The 20,612-nt window shown below is 38.7% G+C and carries 21 protein-coding genes; 2 read left to right on the top strand and 19 right to left on the bottom strand.

Features of this window, described 5'->3' with window-relative positions; all coding sequences use genetic code 11:
• Positions 1–131: 131 nt before the first annotated feature.
• The 8 genes from whiA to STRMA_RS01600 all read right to left on the bottom strand — a co-directional run bounded on the left by whiA (position 132) and on the right by STRMA_RS01600 (position 9,606).
• Entirely contained in the window at positions 132–1,043 is a 912-nt protein-coding gene (gene whiA, locus STRMA_RS01635; protein ID WP_003079683.1) for a DNA-binding protein WhiA, read from the bottom strand.
• Positions 1,040–2,017 carry a YvcK family protein gene (locus tag STRMA_RS01630; protein ID WP_003081983.1) on the bottom strand — a complete coding sequence of 326 codons (978 nt, stop codon included), beginning with the start codon at positions 2,015–2,017 and terminating at the stop codon, positions 1,040–1,042. Before STRMA_RS01630 ends, whiA begins: the two co-directional genes overlap by 4 nt.
• Complete coding sequence (gene rapZ, locus STRMA_RS01625; RefSeq protein WP_003080858.1) at positions 2,014–2,910, bottom strand: RNase adapter RapZ; 897 nt, start codon at positions 2,908–2,910, stop codon at positions 2,014–2,016. Before rapZ ends, STRMA_RS01630 begins: the two co-directional genes overlap by 4 nt.
• Positions 2,903–3,634 (bottom strand): DUF1003 domain-containing protein, encoded by a 732-nt coding sequence (locus tag STRMA_RS01620; RefSeq protein WP_003082413.1) that lies wholly within the window; start codon positions 3,632–3,634, stop codon positions 2,903–2,905. The genes rapZ and STRMA_RS01620 overlap by 8 nt, the downstream gene beginning before the upstream one ends.
• Positions 3,635–3,950: 316 nt before the next feature.
• Positions 3,951–4,334 carry a RidA family protein gene (locus STRMA_RS01615; RefSeq protein ID WP_003080994.1) on the bottom strand — a complete coding sequence of 128 codons (384 nt, stop codon included), beginning with the start codon at positions 4,332–4,334 and terminating at the stop codon, positions 3,951–3,953.
• Positions 4,335–4,504: 170 nt separating this feature from the next.
• Positions 4,505–5,845: an asparagine--tRNA ligase gene (gene asnS, locus STRMA_RS01610; RefSeq protein ID WP_003082378.1), complete on the bottom strand. Its 1,341-nt coding sequence runs from the start codon at positions 5,843–5,845 to the stop codon at positions 4,505–4,507.
• 60 nt (positions 5,846–5,905) lie between these two features.
• A complete protein-coding gene (locus STRMA_RS01605; RefSeq protein WP_003080095.1) occupies positions 5,906–7,087 on the bottom strand; it encodes a pyridoxal phosphate-dependent aminotransferase in 1,182 nt (393 codons plus the stop codon).
• Between the two features lie 47 nt (positions 7,088–7,134).
• A complete protein-coding gene (locus STRMA_RS01600) occupies positions 7,135–9,606 on the bottom strand; it encodes a bifunctional DnaQ family exonuclease/ATP-dependent helicase (RefSeq protein ID WP_003080733.1) in 2,472 nt (823 codons plus the stop codon).
• Between the two features lie 326 nt (positions 9,607–9,932).
• On the opposite strand from STRMA_RS01600, the gene STRMA_RS01595 reads away from it, so the two are divergent.
• The gene (locus tag STRMA_RS01595) at positions 9,933–10,766 is read left to right on the top strand and encodes an alpha/beta hydrolase (RefSeq protein ID WP_003078496.1); all 834 of its coding nucleotides are present in this window, start codon (positions 9,933–9,935) and stop codon (positions 10,764–10,766) included.
• A gap of 62 nt (positions 10,767–10,828) precedes the next feature.
• Here the strand turns inward: STRMA_RS01595 and STRMA_RS01590 are convergent, their stop codons facing one another.
• From STRMA_RS01590 to STRMA_RS01550, 9 genes are all read right to left on the bottom strand, one after another.
• On the bottom strand, positions 10,829–11,149 hold the full coding sequence (locus tag STRMA_RS01590) for a hypothetical protein (protein WP_003079089.1): 321 nt from the start codon (positions 11,147–11,149) through the stop codon (positions 10,829–10,831).
• Between the two features lie 14 nt (positions 11,150–11,163).
• On the bottom strand, positions 11,164–11,466 hold the full coding sequence (locus STRMA_RS01585; protein WP_234943955.1) for a hypothetical protein: 303 nt from the start codon (positions 11,464–11,466) through the stop codon (positions 11,164–11,166).
• Between the two features lie 4 nt (positions 11,467–11,470).
• Positions 11,471–12,874 (bottom strand): hypothetical protein, encoded by a 1,404-nt coding sequence (locus STRMA_RS01580; protein WP_003081990.1) that lies wholly within the window; start codon positions 12,872–12,874, stop codon positions 11,471–11,473.
• On the bottom strand, positions 12,865–13,500 hold the full coding sequence (locus tag STRMA_RS01575) for a hypothetical protein (RefSeq protein WP_003079764.1): 636 nt from the start codon (positions 13,498–13,500) through the stop codon (positions 12,865–12,867). The genes STRMA_RS01580 and STRMA_RS01575 overlap by 10 nt, the downstream gene beginning before the upstream one ends.
• A 95-nt stretch (positions 13,501–13,595) precedes the next feature.
• Positions 13,596–14,321 carry a hypothetical protein gene (locus tag STRMA_RS01570; RefSeq protein WP_003078569.1) on the bottom strand — a complete coding sequence of 242 codons (726 nt, stop codon included), beginning with the start codon at positions 14,319–14,321 and terminating at the stop codon, positions 13,596–13,598.
• On the bottom strand, positions 14,312–14,926 hold the full coding sequence (locus STRMA_RS01565; RefSeq protein ID WP_003082386.1) for a hypothetical protein: 615 nt from the start codon (positions 14,924–14,926) through the stop codon (positions 14,312–14,314). Before STRMA_RS01565 ends, STRMA_RS01570 begins: the two co-directional genes overlap by 10 nt.
• Positions 14,927–15,137: 211 nt before the next feature.
• Complete coding sequence (locus STRMA_RS01560; RefSeq protein ID WP_003081498.1) at positions 15,138–15,890, bottom strand: esterase family protein; 753 nt, start codon at positions 15,888–15,890, stop codon at positions 15,138–15,140.
• Between the two features lie 15 nt (positions 15,891–15,905).
• Positions 15,906–17,084: an ATP-grasp domain-containing protein gene (locus STRMA_RS01555; protein ID WP_040841717.1), complete on the bottom strand. Its 1,179-nt coding sequence runs from the start codon at positions 17,082–17,084 to the stop codon at positions 15,906–15,908.
• A 143-nt stretch (positions 17,085–17,227) separates the two neighbouring features.
• Entirely contained in the window at positions 17,228–17,992 is a 765-nt protein-coding gene (locus tag STRMA_RS01550; RefSeq protein ID WP_003081933.1) for a (S)-acetoin forming diacetyl reductase, read from the bottom strand.
• A 117-nt stretch (positions 17,993–18,109) separates the two neighbouring features.
• On the opposite strand from STRMA_RS01550, the gene STRMA_RS01545 reads away from it, so the two are divergent.
• Positions 18,110–18,754, top strand: a complete 645-nt coding sequence (locus STRMA_RS01545; protein WP_003081894.1) for an MBL fold metallo-hydrolase — start codon at positions 18,110–18,112, stop codon at positions 18,752–18,754.
• A 229-nt stretch (positions 18,755–18,983) separates the two neighbouring features.
• Here the strand turns inward: STRMA_RS01545 and ftsX are convergent, their stop codons facing one another.
• Together ftsX and ftsE are read right to left on the bottom strand one after the other, a co-directional pair.
• On the bottom strand, positions 18,984–19,919 hold the full coding sequence (gene ftsX / locus STRMA_RS01540; RefSeq protein ID WP_003078621.1) for a permease-like cell division protein FtsX: 936 nt from the start codon (positions 19,917–19,919) through the stop codon (positions 18,984–18,986).
• Positions 19,912–20,604 (bottom strand): cell division ATP-binding protein FtsE, encoded by a 693-nt coding sequence (ftsE, locus tag STRMA_RS01535; protein WP_003080893.1) that lies wholly within the window; start codon positions 20,602–20,604, stop codon positions 19,912–19,914. The genes ftsX and ftsE overlap by 8 nt, the downstream gene beginning before the upstream one ends.
• Positions 20,605–20,612 lie beyond the last annotated feature (8 nt).

Genomic DNA, 20,612 nt, shown 5'->3' with positions numbered 1-20,612 from the left:
CGCCTAAATAAGAGAAATTAAAATTGAAATTGCTAGAAGCTAAAACATTTTGACGCTGAAAAATAGATTGTTTTTAGTCTGAAATTTTCTTCATCAAATAAGAAAGTTTTGTGCTTTATTAAAGGAGACTCCTACAGTTCATTGGCAATTTTATTAATTTTTCGCAAACGGTGATTGACGCCGCTCTTAGTCAGAGGTTTATCTAAGCTGTCTGCAATCTGCTGAATTGAAAAATCAGGATTAGCAATCCTAATTTGAGCAATCTGCTGCAATTCTACAGGTAAAGACTCCAAACCAATTCTATCCTTAATTTTAACAATATTATTAATTGTTTTCATACTGGCATTAATGGTTTTAGCAATATTGGCTGTTTCAGCATTATTAGCACGATTGATATCATTTCGTTCTTCACGCAATACTTTTATTTTTTCAAAAATTTGTGCTGTCTCAATACTGCCAATGACAAGCAAAAAATCCATAATATCTTCTGCTTTTTGTAAATAAGTGATAGCCCCGTTTTTATGTTCAATAACTTTAGCATCTAGCATAAATTTTTGCATTAATCTAGCTAAATCATCTGCATGATCTAAATAAACCGAAAAGATTTCCAGCTGATATTTGCCAGACTCAGGATCCCGAATAGAGCCTGTTGCTAAAAAAGCTCCCCGCAAATAGGAACGTCCAGCCTCATCTTCTGACATTATTTTTTCTTCAATACCTGTTTCAAGACCAAAAAAAGAATCCGATAGCTGTAAATCCGATAAAATCTCAACCACTTTATTATCTAAAAAAACAGTGTAGACTCTATTCTTTTTTAAGTTCGTTCTTTGATGGTATTTAATCTCAGGTGCCATCTGATAAACCTGATCAATTAAAGCATAAATATGCCGTGCAATTTTGGCATTTTCAATATTGAGAGATAAGGTCAAGCCATGGTTTGTTAAACCTAAGCTCCCTGACATTTTAATAATAGCAGCTAGTTCATTTTTATCTGCCAAATCCAAATTAAGGACTTCTTCTTTTACTTGCGTTGTAAAACTCATAGCTCTTTCATCCCAATCAAATTCATCAGCTCAGCAACAACACTTTCACCATTATGAAAAGCACCTCCATTTTCCAAACATAAAAAATCAGAAGATACAACTCTCGAAACTTCCTTTTGCAGGCCAGCAAAGTCGTGGTCTACTTGTACCAAGTATTCATCAAATTTATTTGAATTCATATATTCCTGCGGGACCTTCTCTACATTAACCAAAACAGTATCAATAAATTTTTGGCCTAAATGGCGATTAAGGACCCGCACATGATCCGCATCTGTAAAATGCTCTGTTTCACCGTATTGGGTCATAATATTGCAGACATAAGCGACTTCTGCTTTAGTGTCGCATACAGCCTGCCCAATCTCTTCGATAACTAAATTCGGCAAGATAGAGGTAAATAAAGAACCCGGGCCTAAAACAATCATATCGCTTTCCATTATCGCTTTAACGACCTTACGGCTAGCTTTTGGCTTGCTGTCATCATAATCATTGGTCACAAAAACATGATCGATCATCCCCTTATGCTGTGAAATATGGCTTTCACCGATAACCTCTTGGCCATCTTTAAAAACAGCATGCAAGGTCAAGGCTTTTTCACTGGAAGGATAAATTTTACCTGTTACATGAAAAAATTTGGTTAAAATCTGCATGGCATTATAAGTAGACCCCTGCATTTCAGAAATACCTGCAATAATTAAATTTCCTAAAGGATGGCCGGCCAAGGAACCATCTTCTTTATTAAATCGATATTGAAAAATCCTTTCGTAAAACCGCGGCATATCACTCATAGCAACCAATACATTTCGCAGATCTCCCGGCGGTGTCAGCTGCGTAGCATGGCGGATTTCACCAGAACTGCCGCCATCATCAGCAACAGTTACAATAGCTGTAATATCAAGGTCTTTATGGCGTAGGCTATTTAAAATAACTGGAATGCCAGTCCCTCCGCCGATAACTGTTATCTTGGGCTTTCTCATGAACGGTTTACAGACTCCTTACGTCGATTTTTATCTCGATGGCTTTCGTTGACAGAATAATCGTTTGAAAGATCTTTAGCCAATCGATGGGCAAAAGCAACACTGCGATGCTGGCCTCCTGTACAGCCAACAGCAATCGTCAGAACAGCTTTTCCCTCCTTACGATAGCCTGGCAGGATAGGCTGAAGTAAGCCCAGTAAATGACTGTAAAAATCCTCAGATTCCTTATGCTGCATCACATAATCTTCTACTTCTTTATCTAGCCCCGTTTTATTGCGCAGCTTAGGCTTATAGTATGGATTTGGCAAAAAACGTACGTCAAAAACAAGATCGGCATCAATAGGCAAACCATATTTGAAACCAAAACTCATGACTTCAATACGAAAATTGTGTTCATTTTTTTGCCCATAGAATTGTTCTGAAATTGTTTGGCGCAATTGACGAGGTGTTAGTTCTGTGGTATCAACAACATTTTGGCTTAGGCTTTTTAAAGGAGCCAACAATTCCCTCTCCAGAGCTATACCGTCTAAAACACGGCCATCTGGAGATAGGGGATGGCTTCGCCGTGTTTCTTTATACCGAGACACCAACTCACCGTCAGTAGCATCCAAAAAAAGAATACGTAAATTAATGGCATCATTGGCTTCTATTTTATCTAAAATAGAGCTGACTTCTTTGAAAAAATAACGGCTGCGCATATCAACCACTAAAGCCACTTTATTATTTTCTTCATTATTTTCAACAAGTTCCAAAAACTTAGGAACCAGTGCTGGCGGCATATTATCAATTGTAAAATAGCCTAAATCCTCAAATGATTGGATAGCAACAGTTTTTCCTGCGCCGCTTAAGCCTGTTACAATCACCAGATCAATTTGTTTAGCATTGTCACTCATGCCTCTTCTCCTCTTTTCCTAATTGCTTCTGCACTTCTTCTAAGCGTGTAATCTGCTGGCTGATAGAAGCCAGCATTTCTGTCTGCAGACGCTGTATTTCCAAAAGCTCACTTTGATCTTGCTGAACGATATGGTCTAATTTGGCATGTAAAGAGCGGATACCTTCTTCTGATTTTTTATTCACTCTAAAATCATTATTAGCCTGCAGGCGATCATGCTCTGCTGCTCTGTTTTGACTCATCATAATGAGCGGTGCTTGTACCGCTGCTAAAGTTGACAGAGCCAAATTCAAAAGAATAAAGGGATAAGCATCAAAGCGAAGACCAAAAATATGCAGCTGATTAACAGCCATCCATAGAGCCATCAGCAGTATAAAAGTAATAATAAAGGTCCAAGAACCGCCAAATTTTGCAACGGCATCTGCAATTTTTTGGCCAAAAGTGATTTTTGCCTGCAGCTGTTCTTCAACACTGCCATGCATCTCTTCACGGCTTAGTGCTGATACGTATCCTTTGATACTATCGTTTTTTTCCTTAGCCTGCTCAATAATTTTATCCATATAGTGCAGAGAATATTTTGTCATATCCTGATTGGAAATAAAGGTATCTTCTTTGATATCAGGGGAAACAGCTAATATTTCTTTTTGCAGCCCTTGATCTAAATCCTTAAACAGGCTGCCATCTGATTGCTCCTTGCTTGGACTAACTTGATTCTTACTCACCATACTACCTTTCCTCGCTCTTAATCTTAAGGGAGTGGGACCCAGTCATGATTTCGCCAAAATCAATTTTATCATCCACTCCCGCACAGTTGATTAGAATTATGACCAACACAGCTGACCTGATTGGCTGCCTCAAACAGTCTCTCAGACTGTTAAAAAGTTGAACTTACACTTAGGATACAAAGCCTTCCAACCACTGCGTCAAACTGTCATCACTATTACATATAACGAGGTTAGGTTTTGTCCCAGCCTCTTTTGTATCCATTTACCATCAGAAGTCTAATTCATTTCCTATTCAAATCAATTGCTAAGAAGATTTTTATGGACTAACTTCTGCAATGACTTCAATTTCAATTTTGACATCTTTGGGCAATCGTGCCACTTCCACAGCTGAACGAGCTGGGAAATCTGCATTAAAGGCCTTTGCATAAACTTCGTTAAAAGCGGAAAAATCATTGATATCACTTAAGAAGCAAGTTGTTTTAACAACATGATCGAAATCTGTTCCAGCTTCAGTTAAAATGGCTGAAATATTTTTTAAAACTTGTTGGGTTTGTTCTTGGATAGTGGTGCCAATGACTTCTCCTGTCTTTGGTGATAAGGGCACTTGGCCTGATGCAAATAAAAGATTGCCAGAAATTTTTCCTTGGACATAAGGTCCAATTGCTGCAGGGGCATTATCCGTATGAAGTGTCTTTGACATAATGGGTTTCCTCCAAATAGAAATTTCATCATTATTATAGCAAAATTTAAGTTAGATGGAAATATTTACAAAGCTCAGCTCTAAGAGCTTAAAGAGAGTGATATTTTATAAAATGATAAATAAAAAGCGAGGCAAAATCATAATATTTGCTTCGCTTTTTGTTTATCTTATCAAGGTTTTAAGCGATGAAGCATACGTGGAAAAGGAATAGCTTCACGAATATGCTCATTGCCTGTTATAAAAGTAACAACCCGCTCTAGACCAAGTCCAAAACCTGAGTGGGGAACTGAGCCGTATTTTCGAAGATCAAGATACCAGCTGTATTCTTCTTCTGAGAGGCCGTATTCCTCTACTTTAGCTTTAAGATAGTCATAATCTGTTGCCCGCTCAGAACCGCCAATAATTTCTCCGTAACCTTCTGGCGCAATCAAATCAGCACAGATGACAAGGTCATCACGCGTTGGATGCGGCTTCATATAAAAGGCCTTAATCGCTTTAGGGTAATTAATAATAAATGTTGGCACTCCATAATAATTGGAAATAAATGTTTCATGCGGTGAGCCAAAATCATCTCCCCATGCAATCGGTTCATAGTCATTTTCAGCACTTTTTTCTTGAAGAAGAGTAATAGCATCATCATAGGTGACACGCTTAAAAGGTTCATCAATATATCTTTGCAAGAGTGCTTTATCACGTTCTAAAACTTCAAGAGCATAGGCTTGGTTATCTAAGACTGCTTGCAGAAGAAACTTGATATAAGCTTCCTGGATATCCATAGACTCTTCATGATGAACAAAGGCCATCTCAGGCTCAATCATCCAAAATTCGGTTAAATGGCGGCGTGTCTTTGATTTCTCTGCACGAAAAGTCGGACCAAAGGTGAAGACCTTGCCAAAGGCCATAGCACCTGCTTCTGCATAAAGCTGGCCTGTCTGACTAAGGAAAGCAGGCTGACCAAAATAATCTGTTTCAAAAAGTTCTGTTGTGCCTTCTGGAGCTGAACCTGTTAAGATTGGTGAATCAACTTTTACGAATCCTCTTGAATTGAAAAACTCATAGGTAGCACGGATAATTTCATTGCGAATCAAAATAATAGCATGCTGTTTACGGGAACGCAGCCAAAGATGGCGATGATCCATTAAAAAGTCTGTACCATGGTCTTTAGGTGTGATTGGATAATCATCACTTTGACCGACAATCTCAAGATCTGTCACATCTAATTCATAGCCAAATTTAGAACGCTCATCTTCTTTCACAATCCCCTTAATCAATACAGAAGTTTCCTGGTTTAACTTTTTGATCCTATTAAATTTTTCCAGCCCTTCTTCTTGGCCAAATTTGTCAATGAAGTTTGGCTTAAAGGCCACAGCTTGAAAAAAAGCGGTTCCGTCACGCAGCTGTAAAAATGCAATTTTCCCTTTACCTGATTTATTAGCTACCCAGGCACCAATAGTTACTTCTTTCCCCACATACTTTTTGACATCAATAATGGACACTAAATCTTTAGACATGTCTTTCTTTTGCTCTTTTCTAATATTATCTTTCTTTTTCTATTTTAAGGCATAGCTTTATCATTTCATCATAAAGCTGTTAAGACGCTTGATAGCTTTTTTCAGAGTAGTCATATCCGTTGCATAGCTCAATCTTACATTCTCAGCTGCTCCAAAGCCAGCCCCACTGACCAAGGCTACTTCTGCTTCTTCCAAAATAGCTGCCGTAAAGTCAGTCACATCTGTGTAACCTTTCAGCTCCATAGCTTTTTTAACATTAGGAAACAGATAAAAAGCTCCTTGCGGCTTAACCACTTTAAATCCTGGAATTTCAGCCAGCAGCGGATAAATTGTATTAAGACGTTCTTCAAAGGCTTGACGCATCTGCTCAACAGAATCTTGACTTCCTGTTAAAGCTTCGATAGCCGCATATTGAGAAACAGCTGCCAAATTTGACGTTGTTTGACTGATAATTTTAGCCATGGCTTTAATAATATCAGAATCTCCAACAGCATAACCCACACGCCAGCCAGTCATCGCATAGGCCTTGGACACCCCGTTAATGACGACCGTCTGCTTTCGAATGGCTTCTGAGATGCTTGAAATCGGTGTAAATTTTGCCCCATTATAAACTAGGCGGCTATAAATATCATCTGCAAGAAGTATGAGATCATGCTTTACGGCCCAGTTGCCAATCGCTTCCAGCTCATGACGCTCATAAATGATACCAGTAGGGTTAGAAGGGCTGTTTAATAAGACGACCTTTGTCTTATCAGTACGCGCTGCTTCTAGCTGTTCAACGGTTACTTTAAAATGATTTTCTTGAGAGGTCATCAAAGTGACCGGTACTCCCTCATTCATCTTTACTTGTTCAACATAAGATACCCAGCAGGGGGTTGGGATAATGACTTCATCCTTAGGATTTAGAACCGCTGCAAAAAAAGCATATAAAACATATTTTGCTCCTGCTCCTGCAACCACTTGATCAGGTGTTACCTTATAGCCATAAAAATTCTCCATATACTGTCTTATAGCTTCTTTAAGTTCTGCTAGGCCAGAAGCAATAGTATAAAAAGAAGCAGATCCATTTTTAATAGATGCAATTGCTGCTTCTTGTATATGTTTAGGAGTAACAAAGTCAGGCTGGCCCAATGTCAGCTCTAAAATATCCCTTCCTTCAGCCTTTAAAGCTTTAGCCCTAGCACCTGCAGCCAAGGTGACAGACTCTTCCATTGCCAATACACGTTTTGATAGCTTTGTCATTGTTTCTCCTTTTGCTTATCTTTTGAGATAAACTTATTTATGCATGATTACTTCTTATTATATAAAAAATTCTTCATTTCTGCGAGCAGTTCTGAAAAATTTTGAATCCTAACAGGAAAGTTTTCCGTTAACGACTGCAAAATGATTTTTCCATAACGTTTAGTCAAAACTCTGCCATCTAAAATGACTATACTGGATAGCTGCTTATCCTTTCTTTTAGTGCGGCCAATAGCCTGCTTAAGACGTAAAATGGCAGCTGGTAAAGCATAGTCATAAAAAGGATTTTTTCCTTCCTGCCTGAGTTTGCGGTTCAATTTTTTAATAAAGATATCCTCAGGATGATCAAAAGGCAAGCGCGTGATAACTTCAATCAGCTGATCTTGTTTGACAAAATCAACACCCTCCCAAAAACTTCCTGTTCCAAGCAGCAAAAGAGACTCCCCTCTGTCAAAGCGCCGTTTGATATTAAAAGCTGTCCCGTTTTTTTCCTGTGTTAAATGCGATAACTGACTGCTATCCAACAGTTCTGAGACAGCCAGCATTGTCTTTTTTGAATTAAAAAGAGCTAGAGTGGGTTTATCAAGCTGTGCTATTTGAGACAGACGGTCTGCTAATAGTCTTTCATAGTCTTGATTTGATAATTCATCTACACTAGGCATGGTTTGATCAATCCAAATCGCCTGCTGATTTGTCTGTTTACCTACCATTTTGTCAAATGTGTATTCCTGAAAACCCAAAAGATTGGCCAAATTAATTTTTGGTCCGATCTGAAGGGTTGCTGAAATCAAATAAGTTTTTTTGGCAGCTGGAAAAGATTGGGTAAAATCAGTAAAATCCACTCGTGCTGATTTTAACAAAACCGTTCGATGATCTGATGAAAAACTTTCTTCAAACCAAAAATCCGAAAAAGAGGCTGCAAATACATTTTGCAATTCTGCTAATTCAGGCAAAGAGATTTCTGCTAGGTGCTGACGCAGGCGCTCAGCATCTTCTTGCTTGATCTGCTTCTTCTTTTGTCTGTAAAAAAGCTGTAAAAGATGATTCAGTTCAAACTGGAGATTTTCCAAAAGACGCTGCTCTAAGATATCTTGGGAATTCTCTAAAAGCTGATGTAACTGCTGCAACATCTTAGTCATATTAACTTGACATTGTGAAAACTGTTCTAAAGCCAGAAACAGTCTCTGAGCTTCATCAATAACCAAAATATGATTTTTAACAAAATCTTGGTCATCTTCCATACGTGTCAAGAGATAAGCATGATTGGTAATCAGCAAACGGCTGGATTTGGCTCTCCGATAACTTTGCTGCCAAAAATCACAGTCATAAAATAAAGACTGTTTACTGAGAGAACCATCGTGCCTGACTTCATCAAAGTAAGCAGCATAGCGCTGCTTTTGGCGAATTTCATCCAAGTCTCCCGTTTTTGTTTCCAACAGCCAAACCAAAAGCTGCATTTTATAGCGGTTAAGCAAGCGATTCGTGTCATTTCTCATCAAGCTTTCATAAAAAGCATCCAACTTAAGATAATTTTGTGGACTTTTTAAACTGTGAGCATTGATATAAAAAATATTTTTTAAAGCCTGAGCTTCATTTGCCATAATCTGATCTTGTAAAATCTTAGTCGGAACACTGATAATAATCTGTTCCTTAGGCACCTGTCCAAGAAGAGGCAAAAGATAACCATAAGTCTTACCAATACCAGACTGGGCTTCAATAAAAGTGGCTGTTTTTTCTTGAAAGTGCTTATCGATCAAGTGAGCAAATTTAAGCTGCAAAGGTCTATCTTCAAGATTTAACAAAGCCAGATTAGTTGCAAAATCCTGTGACAAACGGCGCTCTTGCAAAAGCGGCTCTTCTTTTTTTAAGACAATACCAGCAACTTCCTGATAATCTGATGGCAGCTGAGCAGAAGCTCTAGTCAAAGCTTCTTTTATAGGCAAATAAGACTCATATAAGAGACTGTCTGAAAATTCTAAAATTCTCTCTAAGGTTAGCCGAGGCAGACTAGCCATTTTCTTCTTTAATTTTAAAAAGAGCTCTGCTGTCGCCTTAGCATCAGCAATAGCTGTGTGGGCATCTAATAGTTTAATCGCTAATAATTCTGTTAAATTTTCCAAAGAATACTTATCAAAAGTAGGATAAAAAATCTGAGCCAATTCAACGGTATCGACGCGAGGAGTTAGCAGCTCAAATCCTTCCAAAAAGAGATGTTCTGCCAAAAGATTAGCATCAAATTTGACATTATGAGCTACAAAAATACAATTAGAAATAAGATGATAAATCTCAGCTGCTACTTGCGAAAAGTCAGGAGCTTTCTGCAGCTGACTATCTGTAATACCTGTAAGATTGATAATGGATTTGGAAAGTTTCTTATGTGGATTAACATCAGTTTGATAAGTATCTACTATTTGATCATTTTCAATAATAACAATGCCTACTTGGATAATAGAGGCTGCAGGGCTTGCACTCGTTGCCTCCAAATCAACTACAGCATACCTTCTTGTTTCTTTCTCCGTCATAACATTAAAATTATACCATATTTCAATATTCAATAGAAATGATGAGCTTTTTTTCTATTTCTTCACTGCAGGGGGTGAGACAGACAGCCATGATTGCTGCGTACTCACCCACAGAAAGAGTATAATCGTAAAGATTGCGTATAAATCGGTCAGATGAAGTCTTCGATTTTTCAGCAAGTCCTCGTTTCTACTGGCTGGCCTCAAACAGTCCACAAGACTCTTGTCCCAGCCTTGGCATTTTTTAAGATTTAACTTTTTCGCCTATTTTTTCATTTTTTTCTATGATATAATAAGCTTAATGCGATAGCTTCAAAGGAGAATGTACTGTGAAAAAGAAAACCAAACTCAATAATTACTATCTTGAAATGACAGAACATTACTTTGATGTTCCTTATTATGATGAAAAAAGACGGATCCGCGTCCTCCTTCCTAAAGACTATGATAAAGAAGACTGGGCTCACTATCCTGTCCTTTACATGCACGATGGCCAAAATGTTTTTTATAGCAAGGAATCTTTTTCTGGTTATTCATGGAAAATCATCCCTACCATTAAAAACCATAAAGAACTGCCAAAGCTTATTGTCGTTGGTATTGATAATGCTGGAGATAACCGGCTGAATGAATATGCTCCTTGGATGACAGATGTCGGTACAACACCTGAAACTGCTAGTGTTGGCGGTGATGGTATGGCTTATGGCAAATGGCTTGTTCATAGTATCAAACCATTTATTGATCAAACTTATCGGACTAAACCAGAAGCTGAGCATACTTTGTTGGCAGGTTCCTCAATGGGAGGTATTATCACAGCCTACATGGGAGCTGCCTACCCGCATGTCTTTGGTAATCTTGGCGTATTTTCATTAGCTTCTTGGTTTAGCGAACGTGATTTCCTTCGCTTTATTAATCATCATCCTCTAGATAAGGACAGTAAAGTCTTTATACAAGTTGGTACTAAAGAAGGCGATGACGTTGATGAAGCTTTTTCCCCCAATATGAATCAAGCCTACATTGACTGCACACTTCATTATTACCAAACACTCTTACATACTGGTCTTCCTATGGAAAATATCGACCTGCATATTATGGCTAATGAAATTCATCATGAAAAATACTGGGCCGATCATTTTATTGACTTTCTGCGCTTTACCCTAAAGAACTAAAAGGAGCTTGAGACTGTTTCTTGTCTCAGGCTCCTTTTAACTAAAGTCTGCTGAAGGCACTCTTACCAAAAAGAAGAAGGCTTATAACTTTCTGTCTTTTTCATAAAAGCCTGCTTTTCTTGGTAACGCAGTTCTTCAAGGTCATCCTCCTTTTGCAGAACTTGCCTATGAAACCTATCAAAGCGCTCTTCGAGATCAAACATAAAATTGTTGAGATTAACCTCGGGAATCTGCATTTGAATATCCTGAATCATCATCTGACCCTCGTCCCAAATGCGCTTGTTTTCATTTTTCAGATCATAAAGGTCCCATTCAGCTTCATCAAATTGGCGAAGCTTGGCTAAATGGGCATCTTCTAAACGTTCATAGGTTTTTCGATCCATATTTTCCTTCCTTTCTATCCTATCACTGGATTGCTAAAACGGGGCTCTGGCAAGGCCGAAGCCTGTTCCAGAGCTCGATCCGCTGCCAAGCCTTCTAGGGCTGGTTCTACGGCGCCAGAAACTTTGGAAGCCGCGCGCGACTTTAGGTCTGAAGATAAACCTTCCAAGCTGCCTAACAGGACGGCATCTATAGTGGAAATTTTACCTCTTGCGGCGGCTACCATGGCCTTAATAACTGTGCGTTCCTGTTCTTTACGCATTTCTTTTAAGGCCTCCTGTATTTCCTCAATATCCTTTTCAATGGCCATTTCTGTCATCTCCTTAATTAAAGTCGCTAATGACGGCCTCGTTAAAGACGACGACCTTCTCGGCTGCTCCTTGATCGGCTTCTTCAATAGCATCGCCAGCTGATAAAACCTTCTGGCCTAACGCCTCAACTTTGGCCGCAAAATTTTTAGCTTGGGCGATATTCTCAGATTCAATGCCTTCAGACCAGATACGGTTAAAGTCAATCTCAGCTAAAAGCGATTCCACTTCCGCAGCGTCCAATTCCTGAGCAAAATCAAAGGCCTTAGCGCGCGTCTCTTCAACCGTCTCCTTGATATCTTCCTTGGACTGGTCCATCAGCTGCTGCACCTTCTTGGTGAGATCGCCGACATCTTCAATTGCTGCGGAGAGGCCCGCAAAGAGCAGAGCTTTTCTTAATAATATCCGCTTAGAGCCTTGCGCTCCCTGATAGTGCCTGAGCAGGTCTTTAAAGTCTAGCTTTTGGCCGAACTTATGCTTGAGATGCAGTGAAGTTGCCGAGGTTGGCTTAGCCTTGATTTTACCTTTGTTCTTGATTTTAGACGTTTTCTTTTTGGCATAGTCGCCGTACTTTTTTTGGTACTCTTTGACATAGTCGTCAGCGTCTTTTTTAGATTTTTTACTATCATGTGCAGCCTTATACTTAGAAACTTCTTTAACCTGCTCTTTCGTCATGCCAGAACAAAATTTGTGATGTTTGACATACCAATCAACATCCAATCCATTTCCTTTAATACGAGGTGCTTGCGTATCGTGATCTTTCCCCTCAAATGTTTTCACTTTTCCATAGGCTATTTCACCATCACCGCCATCATATTCAGTGACATCTTTTCCTGAATCAGAGTAGACATGGGCATGTTTATTAATCCATTTTTTCTCCTCTTTAGTGATATCATTAGCCTCTCGAGGTGCCCCAGCATCATCCATTAAGGCTGCTTCACTGCCCCAATCCATAAAATTTGTAATCTTACCAACTTTATGTTCAGCGGCAACTTTGGCAACAGCAGGGCCAGATTGACTAAAGCCAGACATGTTAGTGATCCCTGCATTGTTTTTGCCTTTAAGATTTTTTTCAGTCGTCTCATATAATGCCTCAACATCCCCATATTGGCTGGTCATATGCCCTCTGGCACCAACAGCATTGAAAAACGAACCAAGCTCAGGCAATAGCCCATTACCATTTTTATCTCCGGGGGGCTGAGTTCCTGCGACAACGACGGCCGTTTGAGAGTAATCAGCATTTCCATTTTTGTCAACAGGGGCTACAGAGATTCCTTGAGTAACACTGCCTGATCCGGTAGAAGCAACAACTTTATAATCTTTCCCTTCAACGTGAAGTGGATCACCTTCTCTAAGAGTAGCAGAATTTACCTTTGCTTCTTTCTGCAAATCCTGCATTTGTTCATCTGTTAACGCCATTTAGTATAATCTCCTCTTTTAATGTCTAAATTGTATACAACTTCTGCATCTGGGCTACCATTATTCGATTTTTGAATACCTTTAAGCTGATCCGTCTGTACTAGAATTCCCATCAGTTCATCAAAAAAATGATAACTACTTAACTTAGCATTTTCTGGTAAGTGTTCATAACCCGATACATCAATGACTTCATTACTATCGTACTTCTTTAATTCAATAACTTCCTTTCCCACACCATCAAAATCTAAAGATAATCCTTCACTTAGCCCAAAAGATTCATTGATTTTTCTCTTCATAACTGCTCGATTTCCATAATTATCATGGATAGCTAGCACAATATCCAATGTATGCATACTATAGCCATCCCCACCATCCTCAAAAATGGGAGAAAATTCAATCTTACGCACTCCTTCGTAGTGCTCTTTAATGTAGGTGGCCAGTTGCTCTTCCAAGAGACGAAAGCCATGTTTATACAAGGCATGGTCTTTCGCTAGCTGTTTTTGTTTCTCTTTTTGATAAGTCATGTATTTGTTTCCTCCTATAATCCCTAAAATAAGGATAATCATACCAATGAAGCTGCCAAACCCTATCCATAAGGCTTTGGACCTTGTTTTCTTTCTTACCATAATAAACCGCCTTTATGTTATTTTACAAATGAACTAAGGGGTAGTTCCCTTATAGTATAGCATAAAAAAAGCTTTAATGAAGAACATTCCCGTCTTTAAACGGACTGTGCTTTCGTCATGCCCGAGCAAAACTGATGGTGTTTAATATACCAGTTGATATCAGGACCGTTGCCTTTGATTTGGGCATAAGCGTAGTCATGGTCTCCTATAGGATTGAGGTCGTGTTTCCCTTCAACAACGGCCTGCTTTCCATAGGGAATTTTGCCGCCCTTATTCGCCCAGGTCAGATCTTTATCGGAATCCGTGTAGACAGTCGCATGCTTATCTAGGTAGGCCTTTTCTTTCTTAGTGATATCGCCATGGTCATAAGCTGCCTGAGCTCCCCAGTCCGCAAAATTGGTAATCTTCCCTACCTTATGCTGGGCTGCCACCTTAGCGACGGCGGGACCAGACTGACTGTAGCCCGACATATTAGAAATCATGCCCTCATGCTTACTGACCTTCTTGGCGGTTTTATCATAAAACTTTTTAATATCACTGTACTGAGGCGTCATGCCGCCGAAAGCCTTAATCGCATTGCCTGTTGAAGTATTCAGTCCCGGCTGGGTGCCATAGACAGCAATAGACGTTTGGCTGTAATCAACCGAGCCATCTTTCTTTACTGGTGCAACAGCTATGGCTTGAGTGGTGTCATCAACTTTATTTATTACTTTATACTTCTCTCCTGTTTTCTCGTTAGTTATTATTGTTTTAATATCATCTTGACAATACTTTTGTATTTGACCTTGTAAATACTGCATTTGCTTATCTGTCAGTGCCATTTCCAATACTCACCTTCTTTAATTTCTAGATTATAGACAGTCCTTGCATTAGGACTTCCTTTGGAGTCTTTTTTTATTCCTTTTAAATGGCCTTGTTTAACAAGTTTCAAAATATTTTCATCTATATATATCTCTGAATCCCATTTTGCTTTATCAGGTAAATGATCATAGTCTTGAACTTCTAAATCTTTTTTATCATTGTCATCTAGAACGATAATTTTCTTACCTGTCGCACCATCAAAATCAAGTTCAATACCGTTTGAAAGGCCATAGGACCTCATACCATCTAATTTCCCAGAATCTCCTAATATTTCTCTATGACCATACTCATCATAAATAACAGGTACAATATTGGCATTCGACATGCCGCCTCTTCGGATAAATATAGGCGAAAATTCTATTTTTTTAATGCCTGAATAATGCTCTTTAAGATATGTCGCGATTTGTTCTTCATACAAGCGAAAACCATGTTGATAAAGCTCTCTTGCTCTTTGTTTGTCCATATAATATTTCCCTCCTATAACGCCTGCAATTAATATAATAACTCCCAAAAGACTGCCTAATACTATCCATAATACTTGATGCTGCTTTTTATTAGCTGTCATAGAACCTCCTTTATACCTTATTATAAATGAATTAAGTCTTAATGAAGTTTTTCTGTTTTTAAACGAATTACACTTTTAAAATAATCTATGGCAAAAGAGACTGGGACTTGCTGGAAAATCGAAGGCTTCGTCTGATCGATTTTTGTCTCACTCCCTTTTGCCATACTTTTTCCTTCGCTATTTTTTATGTTTTTAACTATCTGGCTGTTTTTTAAATCTGCCCTTCTTCTTCCAATTTTCCTAAGAAATAAGGCATCTGGACACGCCACCATTCCCAATCATGCGCGACATCATTTCCCCAAAAATCAAACCAGGCTGGTATAGACTTAGCTTCAAAGGCCTCTTTTAGACGCAGTGTATCAACTACATGAGGAGCCTCCCAAGCCCCTTGACCGACAGCTATAATAAAATGATTTTGACGGTAACGGTCCAAAAACCAAGGATCTTCCTGATTCCATAGATAATCAATGGGAGAATTATAATAAACGAATGGATCGCCATAGTACTCGCCTGTAAAAAAGCGTGCATCATAAACACCAGATAAGGCGATGGAAACGTCAAATAAATCCGGATGGCGCAGTGCAAAATTAACCGTATGGAAGGCTCCCATCGAGCATCCTGTCGCCATCATAGGTCCTTGCCAGTCTGATTCATAGCGAATCAAAGCTGCCAACTCATGAATGATATAACGATCATAAGCCTCGTGGGCCAAAGCCATATCATGTCCTGATTTACTTTCTGCCAGCCAAGATTCTCGATCTATAGAATCTGGTGTATAAAACTGCACAAGTCCTCTGTCAATAAAACTCTGACAAGCCTCAATCATCCCAAAATCGCCATATTCATTTTGACTGCCGCCAGATGACGGAAAGACAATAACTGGTTTCCCCGCATGCCCGTAAATATTAAAATACATTTCACGGCCTAGTTCACCGCTCCAGTGGCTTCTTCTTTCAAAATGCATTATCTTTTTTCCTTTCTAAGCTTTTTCCTGAGCGTACTGAATAATAGTGCGCATGTCTTCCATCGTCTGAGTGCGTGCTAAAATCCCTACTTCTCCCATAATCTTAGCAAAAATTCCTGGGACCGTTTCAATATCAATAATAGCTTCCCCATAGTTTGCTTTTATATCATCAATTGAATGCGCATAATTTTTATTTGCCTTACGCGAAATATAAACTACATTATAGGGATGTGTGATCCTTGCTTCAAAACGATTATCTTTGACAATATGCGCATATTCATTGAAAACGTCAAAATCATTGGCATAATTCCACATATCAATCGTCAAGCCACCTGGCGGCCGGCAATTGATCTCAAGCGCCATTAAATCTTTTGTTTTTTTAGTTCGAAAAAATTCGAAATGGAAAAAACGTTCTTTAACATTAAAAGCCTCAACACATTTTTGACCTAAGCGGACAAGCTCTGGTGAGATATCCCGCGGAACATAATAAAACATGTCATCATCCTTATCAACCATATCCAGTACGGCTTCTGAATATTCTAAACTGGAATAAAAGACAATATTTCCTTCATGATCTGTCAAACCATCAAAAGTAACAATGTCACCGTCTATAAATTCCTCCATGATATACTCAACAGCTGGATTTTGCTGTTTTAAAAAATTCTCCAGTTCCGCTTCGGATTTCACTTTATAGGTATCTGAGGCACCAACGCCTGAATTAGGTTTTATGATAAGAGGAAAACCAAGTTCCTTAGCTAAAGTACGAGCGTCTGCAGCACTAGTAAAAACACGGCCGCAAGCAACCGCAATACCTATCTTTTGAAAGATTGTCTTCATTTGCGCTTTGGTTTTGATGGACAGCATATCTTTAGTTTTATAGCCGAAGACATTAAAATCCGTCCGTAAGCGGGCATCTAATTCTAACCAGTATTCATTATGAGACTCAATACGATCAATCCTGCCGTATTTATGGGCAAAATAAGCTACTGCGCGGTAAACCTGATCATAATCTTCCATATTATCTACGCGGTAATATTCTGTCAAATGATCGCGCAGGCCCTGTGTCAGTTCCTCATAAGGAGCATCTGCAATCCCTAATGTATTAAAGCCATTTTCAGATAAACGATGCGCAAAGGTCTCAAAATTGGCTGGAAAATGCGGTGAAATCATTACAAAATTTAAATTTCTATCCATAAGACTATCCACTGTCCTTCCTAACTTTTACTTCTTTAGTCTAGCACAATTTGGAGGATAATTCTACGGAAATGTCAAAATGTTCAGATTATTTAGTGCTCTACTGCAGCAAAAAAAGACCTTTCGGTCTCTTTTGATATAACTTAATGGAAAACCATACCACCGTCAACAACTATTGTTTGTCCTGTAATGTAGTTTGAATCAGGACCTGCTAAGAAGCTGACTGCACTAGCGACATCTTCTGGCTCTGATAATCTGCCTAGTGTAATATCTTTAGCAAATGTTTGCATGCCCCATTCATCATCTTTACCAGCATTTTTACCAACTTCATGAGCTATATCGTACATCATAGGTGTTTTAACAATACCAGGTGCATAGGCATTGACATTAATCCCATCATCAGCTAAATCTTTTGCTAAAGTTTGTGTAATTCCACGAACAGCAAATTTTGTACCGCCATAAACTGTTAAATTAGGATTACCAACGCAGCCAGCCTGAGAAGTAGCATTAATGATTTTACCGCCATGCCTCAGAGCTTTAAAATGCTTATGAGCAGCCTGACTGCCCCAAATAGTACCGCCAACATTAATAGCAAATGCATTTGTAAACTGTTCTTCAGTAATTGTATCTAGGGGTGTAGTTGGTGCAACACCTGCATTATTAACCACGACACTTAGATCACCGAAGTGTTCAACAACTTTGTCGAAAGCAGCAAATACTTGATCGCGTTTTGATACATCTGCTACAACAGCAAGCGTATCCTTGGCAGATATTTTCTCAGCAGCAGCCTGAGCTGTTTCTTGATTATAATCTACTATACCGATTTTAAAGCCATCCTGATGAAGCCTTTGTGCAATCGCAAAGCCAATACCTTGACCAGCTCCGGTAACAATAGCAACTTTTGTCATTTAAGATACCTCCTTTATTATTTGCTAGTATATACTTTTGTGAAAACGTTGTCAAACAAAAACTAAAACCTTAACTTTTCATTTTTCAATTGCTTTATTTTTTGATAAACTTGAGATATGGAACTATTTAAAACCCTAAATACGGTAGCTTTAGAAAATACTTATTACCTTGTTAATGAGCAGGCTGCCCTTGTCATTGATCCAGGAAGCAATGGCGAAGAAATTCTAGCTACTCTTCAAAAAATCAATAAACCTGTAGCCGCCATTCTCTTGACGCATACTCACTATGATCATATCATGAGCCTTGATTTAGTCCGTGAAAAATATAATCACCCACCTGTTTATGTTTCAGAAAAAGAGGCTTCATGGCTAACCAGCCCAAAGGATAACCTCTCAGGTTTACCGCGCCATGATGATATGGAAGATGTTGTGGCTGCTCCTGCTGATTTTTATTTTCATTATGAAAAGGAATACACTATCAGCGGTTTTCAATTTAAGGTCGTTGAAACTCCAGGACACTCATGGGGAGGAGTATCTTTTATTTTTCAAGAAGCAGAAATGGTCTTTTCAGGGGATGCCCTTTTCCGAGAAACTATCGGCCGCACAGACTTACCAACCAGTAACTATGACGAATTGATTGCTGGTATCAGAAAAAATCTTTTTTCCCTGCCCAATTATTACCGTGTCTTTCCTGGCCATGGCAAAGAGACAACAATTGCCCATGAAAAGAATTTTAATCCTTTTTTCAATGATCATGATTGACGAATATGTCTGCTGCTTATCTTGATGCAAGTTTTTTAAAACTTGTTTACTAAAACAAGCAAAAAAACCTTAAAAAAGGCTTTTCAGATTGAAGATAAAATCTTCTTTTGGAGCTCGCTTTGCTCGCGTAAATAAGAGAAATTAAAACTAAAATTGATAGAAACTAAAAAATTTTGATGTTGAAAAATAAGATTGTCTACAAGCAAAAAAAGCCTTTTTAAGGCTTTTTTTATATCTTCAAGAAACGTCTCATGGATAATACTGATCCTAAAGCTCCAATAATAATGCCAATGACAAACATAGCACCGATTACATAGAAGATAAAAGGATTAGGCGCATAAAGTGACAAGTTTTGATTGGCTAAATCTGGGTTAAATTTTGTATAAGCAAAGTGATAGAGATAAAATACAACTACTGCCGGAATGATAGCTCCAATTAAACCAACCCAAGCTCCTTCAAAGAAGAAAGGCATTCTAATATAGCCATTTTTGGCACCAACAAGTCGCATAATTTGAATTTCATTGCGGCGCGAAAGGATAGTAATACGAACTGTATTTGAAATAAGAAAGACAGCAACAAGGACCAAAAGTCCTGTTCCAATCAATCCCCAAGTACGGACAAAATTAGCCATTCCAAAAATACGATCTGTATCAGTTCCGCCATAGACAACAGAATCAACACCTTCTATTTTTTCAATCGTCTTAGCTACTGATTTTACTTTACTTGGTGAAGTCGTTTTTACAATATAAACATCATACAAGGGGTTAGAATCTCCATCAAACAAATTCCAATCATCCCCCATAGTTTTCTTCAGCTTTTCGAGTTGCTCATCTTTTCCGGAAAAAGTAATAGACTTAACTCCGCTGATTTGATTGATCTTATCGTAAACCTTATGATAATCGGGATTTTTAACCTTTTTATTATTGTCATTTGTATCCACATAGGATTCCATATTATCTTTTGAATCCACCTGCAGATAGGTATTGATTTGCACATTTTTTTCAACACCTGATGCTAGTTTTTCCGTATTTAGCAAAAAAGCTGCAAAAATACCCGCTAATATTAAAGTAATGGTTACCGAAGTAACCGCTGCAACAGTCATCCAGCCATTACGTTTAAGATTCTTGATAGACTGCCATAAATGACGAAAAAATCTTCTAATCATTATATCCGTACTCTCCTTCCTCTTCATCACGAACAATACGTCCGTCCTCAATTGCGACAACACGATGGCGCAGAGTGTTCACAATATTGCTATTGTGAGTCGCCATAAAGACTGTCGTTCCCTGAAGGTTGATACGCTCAAGCAGCTGCATAATTTCCCAAGAAATTTCTGGATCCAAGTTACCCGTAGGTTCATCTGCAATCAATACTTTAGGGTTGTTGACAATGGCACGTGCGATAGCTACACGTTGCTGCTCCCCTCCAGACAGCTGGTCAGGAAAAGAGCGCATTTTATGCTTTAATCCAACGAGCTCTAACACCTCCTGAACGCGTTTTTTAATCACTCGAGGTTTTTCGCCTATAACTTCCATGGCAAAGGCAATATTTTCCGCCACCGTTTTATTAGGCAGGAGCTTATAATCTTGGAAAACAACACCAATACTGCGTCGAAGGATAGGGATATCCCGCTTTCTCATCTTCGCTAAATTAAATTTCCCAACTTTCAAAGCACCTTTTGTTGTTTTTTCTTCACGATAAAGAAGCTTAATAAAAGTTGATTTCCCAGCTCCTGAGGGGCCCACTAAATAAACAAACTCTCCTTGATCAACTGAAATTGATATGTTTCGTAAGGCTGTTGTACTGCGATGATACTTCTTTGTAACACCCTTCATCTGAATTAATGCCATAATTACTA

Source organism: Streptococcus macacae NCTC 11558 (genome assembly GCF_000187995.2).
In the GTDB taxonomy this organism is placed as follows: Bacteria; Bacillota; Bacilli; order Lactobacillales; family Streptococcaceae; genus Streptococcus; species Streptococcus macacae.
Note: the sequence above shows the minus strand (reverse complement) of the source record. Positions and strands in the feature narration are given on the sequence as shown.

Excerpts from the sequence above, each read along its gene's own strand:
- whiA (WP_003079683.1), bottom strand. The coding sequence starts at position 1,043 with ATGAGTTTTACAACGCAAGTAAAAGAAGAAGTCCTTAATTTGGATTTG.
- STRMA_RS01630 (WP_003081983.1), bottom strand. The coding sequence starts at position 2,017 with ATGAGAAAGCCCAAGATAACAGTTATCGGCGGAGGGACTGGCATTCCA.
- rapZ (WP_003080858.1), bottom strand. The coding sequence starts at position 2,910 with ATGAGTGACAATGCTAAACAAATTGATCTGGTGATTGTAACAGGCTTA.
- STRMA_RS01620 (WP_003082413.1), bottom strand. The coding sequence starts at position 3,634 with ATGGTGAGTAAGAATCAAGTTAGTCCAAGCAAGGAGCAATCAGATGGC.
- STRMA_RS01615 (WP_003080994.1), bottom strand. The coding sequence starts at position 4,334 with ATGTCAAAGACACTTCATACGGATAATGCCCCTGCAGCAATTGGACCT.
- asnS (WP_003082378.1), bottom strand. The coding sequence starts at position 5,845 with ATGTCTAAAGATTTAGTGTCCATTATTGATGTCAAAAAGTATGTGGGG.
- STRMA_RS01605 (WP_003080095.1), bottom strand. The coding sequence starts at position 7,087 with ATGACAAAGCTATCAAAACGTGTATTGGCAATGGAAGAGTCTGTCACC.
- STRMA_RS01600 (WP_003080733.1), bottom strand. The coding sequence starts at position 9,606 with ATGACGGAGAAAGAAACAAGAAGGTATGCTGTAGTTGATTTGGAGGCA.
- STRMA_RS01590 (WP_003079089.1), bottom strand. The coding sequence starts at position 11,149 with ATGGATCGAAAAACCTATGAACGTTTAGAAGATGCCCATTTAGCCAAG.
- STRMA_RS01585 (WP_234943955.1), bottom strand. The coding sequence starts at position 11,466 with ATGACAGAAATGGCCATTGAAAAGGATATTGAGGAAATACAGGAGGCC.
- STRMA_RS01580 (WP_003081990.1), bottom strand. The coding sequence starts at position 12,874 with ATGGCGTTAACAGATGAACAAATGCAGGATTTGCAGAAAGAAGCAAAG.
- STRMA_RS01575 (WP_003079764.1), bottom strand. The coding sequence starts at position 13,500 with ATGGTAAGAAAGAAAACAAGGTCCAAAGCCTTATGGATAGGGTTTGGC.
- STRMA_RS01570 (WP_003078569.1), bottom strand. The coding sequence starts at position 14,321 with ATGGCACTGACAGATAAGCAAATGCAGTATTTACAAGGTCAAATACAA.
- STRMA_RS01565 (WP_003082386.1), bottom strand. The coding sequence starts at position 14,926 with ATGACAGCTAATAAAAAGCAGCATCAAGTATTATGGATAGTATTAGGC.
- STRMA_RS01560 (WP_003081498.1), bottom strand. The coding sequence starts at position 15,890 with ATGCATTTTGAAAGAAGAAGCCACTGGAGCGGTGAACTAGGCCGTGAA.
- STRMA_RS01555 (WP_040841717.1), bottom strand. The coding sequence starts at position 17,084 with ATGGATAGAAATTTAAATTTTGTAATGATTTCACCGCATTTTCCAGCC.
- STRMA_RS01550 (WP_003081933.1), bottom strand. The coding sequence starts at position 17,992 with ATGACAAAAGTTGCTATTGTTACCGGAGCTGGTCAAGGTATTGGCTTT.
- STRMA_RS01545 (WP_003081894.1), top strand. The coding sequence starts at position 18,110 with ATGGAACTATTTAAAACCCTAAATACGGTAGCTTTAGAAAATACTTAT.
- ftsX (WP_003078621.1), bottom strand. The coding sequence starts at position 19,919 with ATGATTAGAAGATTTTTTCGTCATTTATGGCAGTCTATCAAGAATCTT.
- ftsE (WP_003080893.1), bottom strand. The coding sequence starts at position 20,604 with ATGGCATTAATTCAGATGAAGGGTGTTACAAAGAAGTATCATCGCAGT.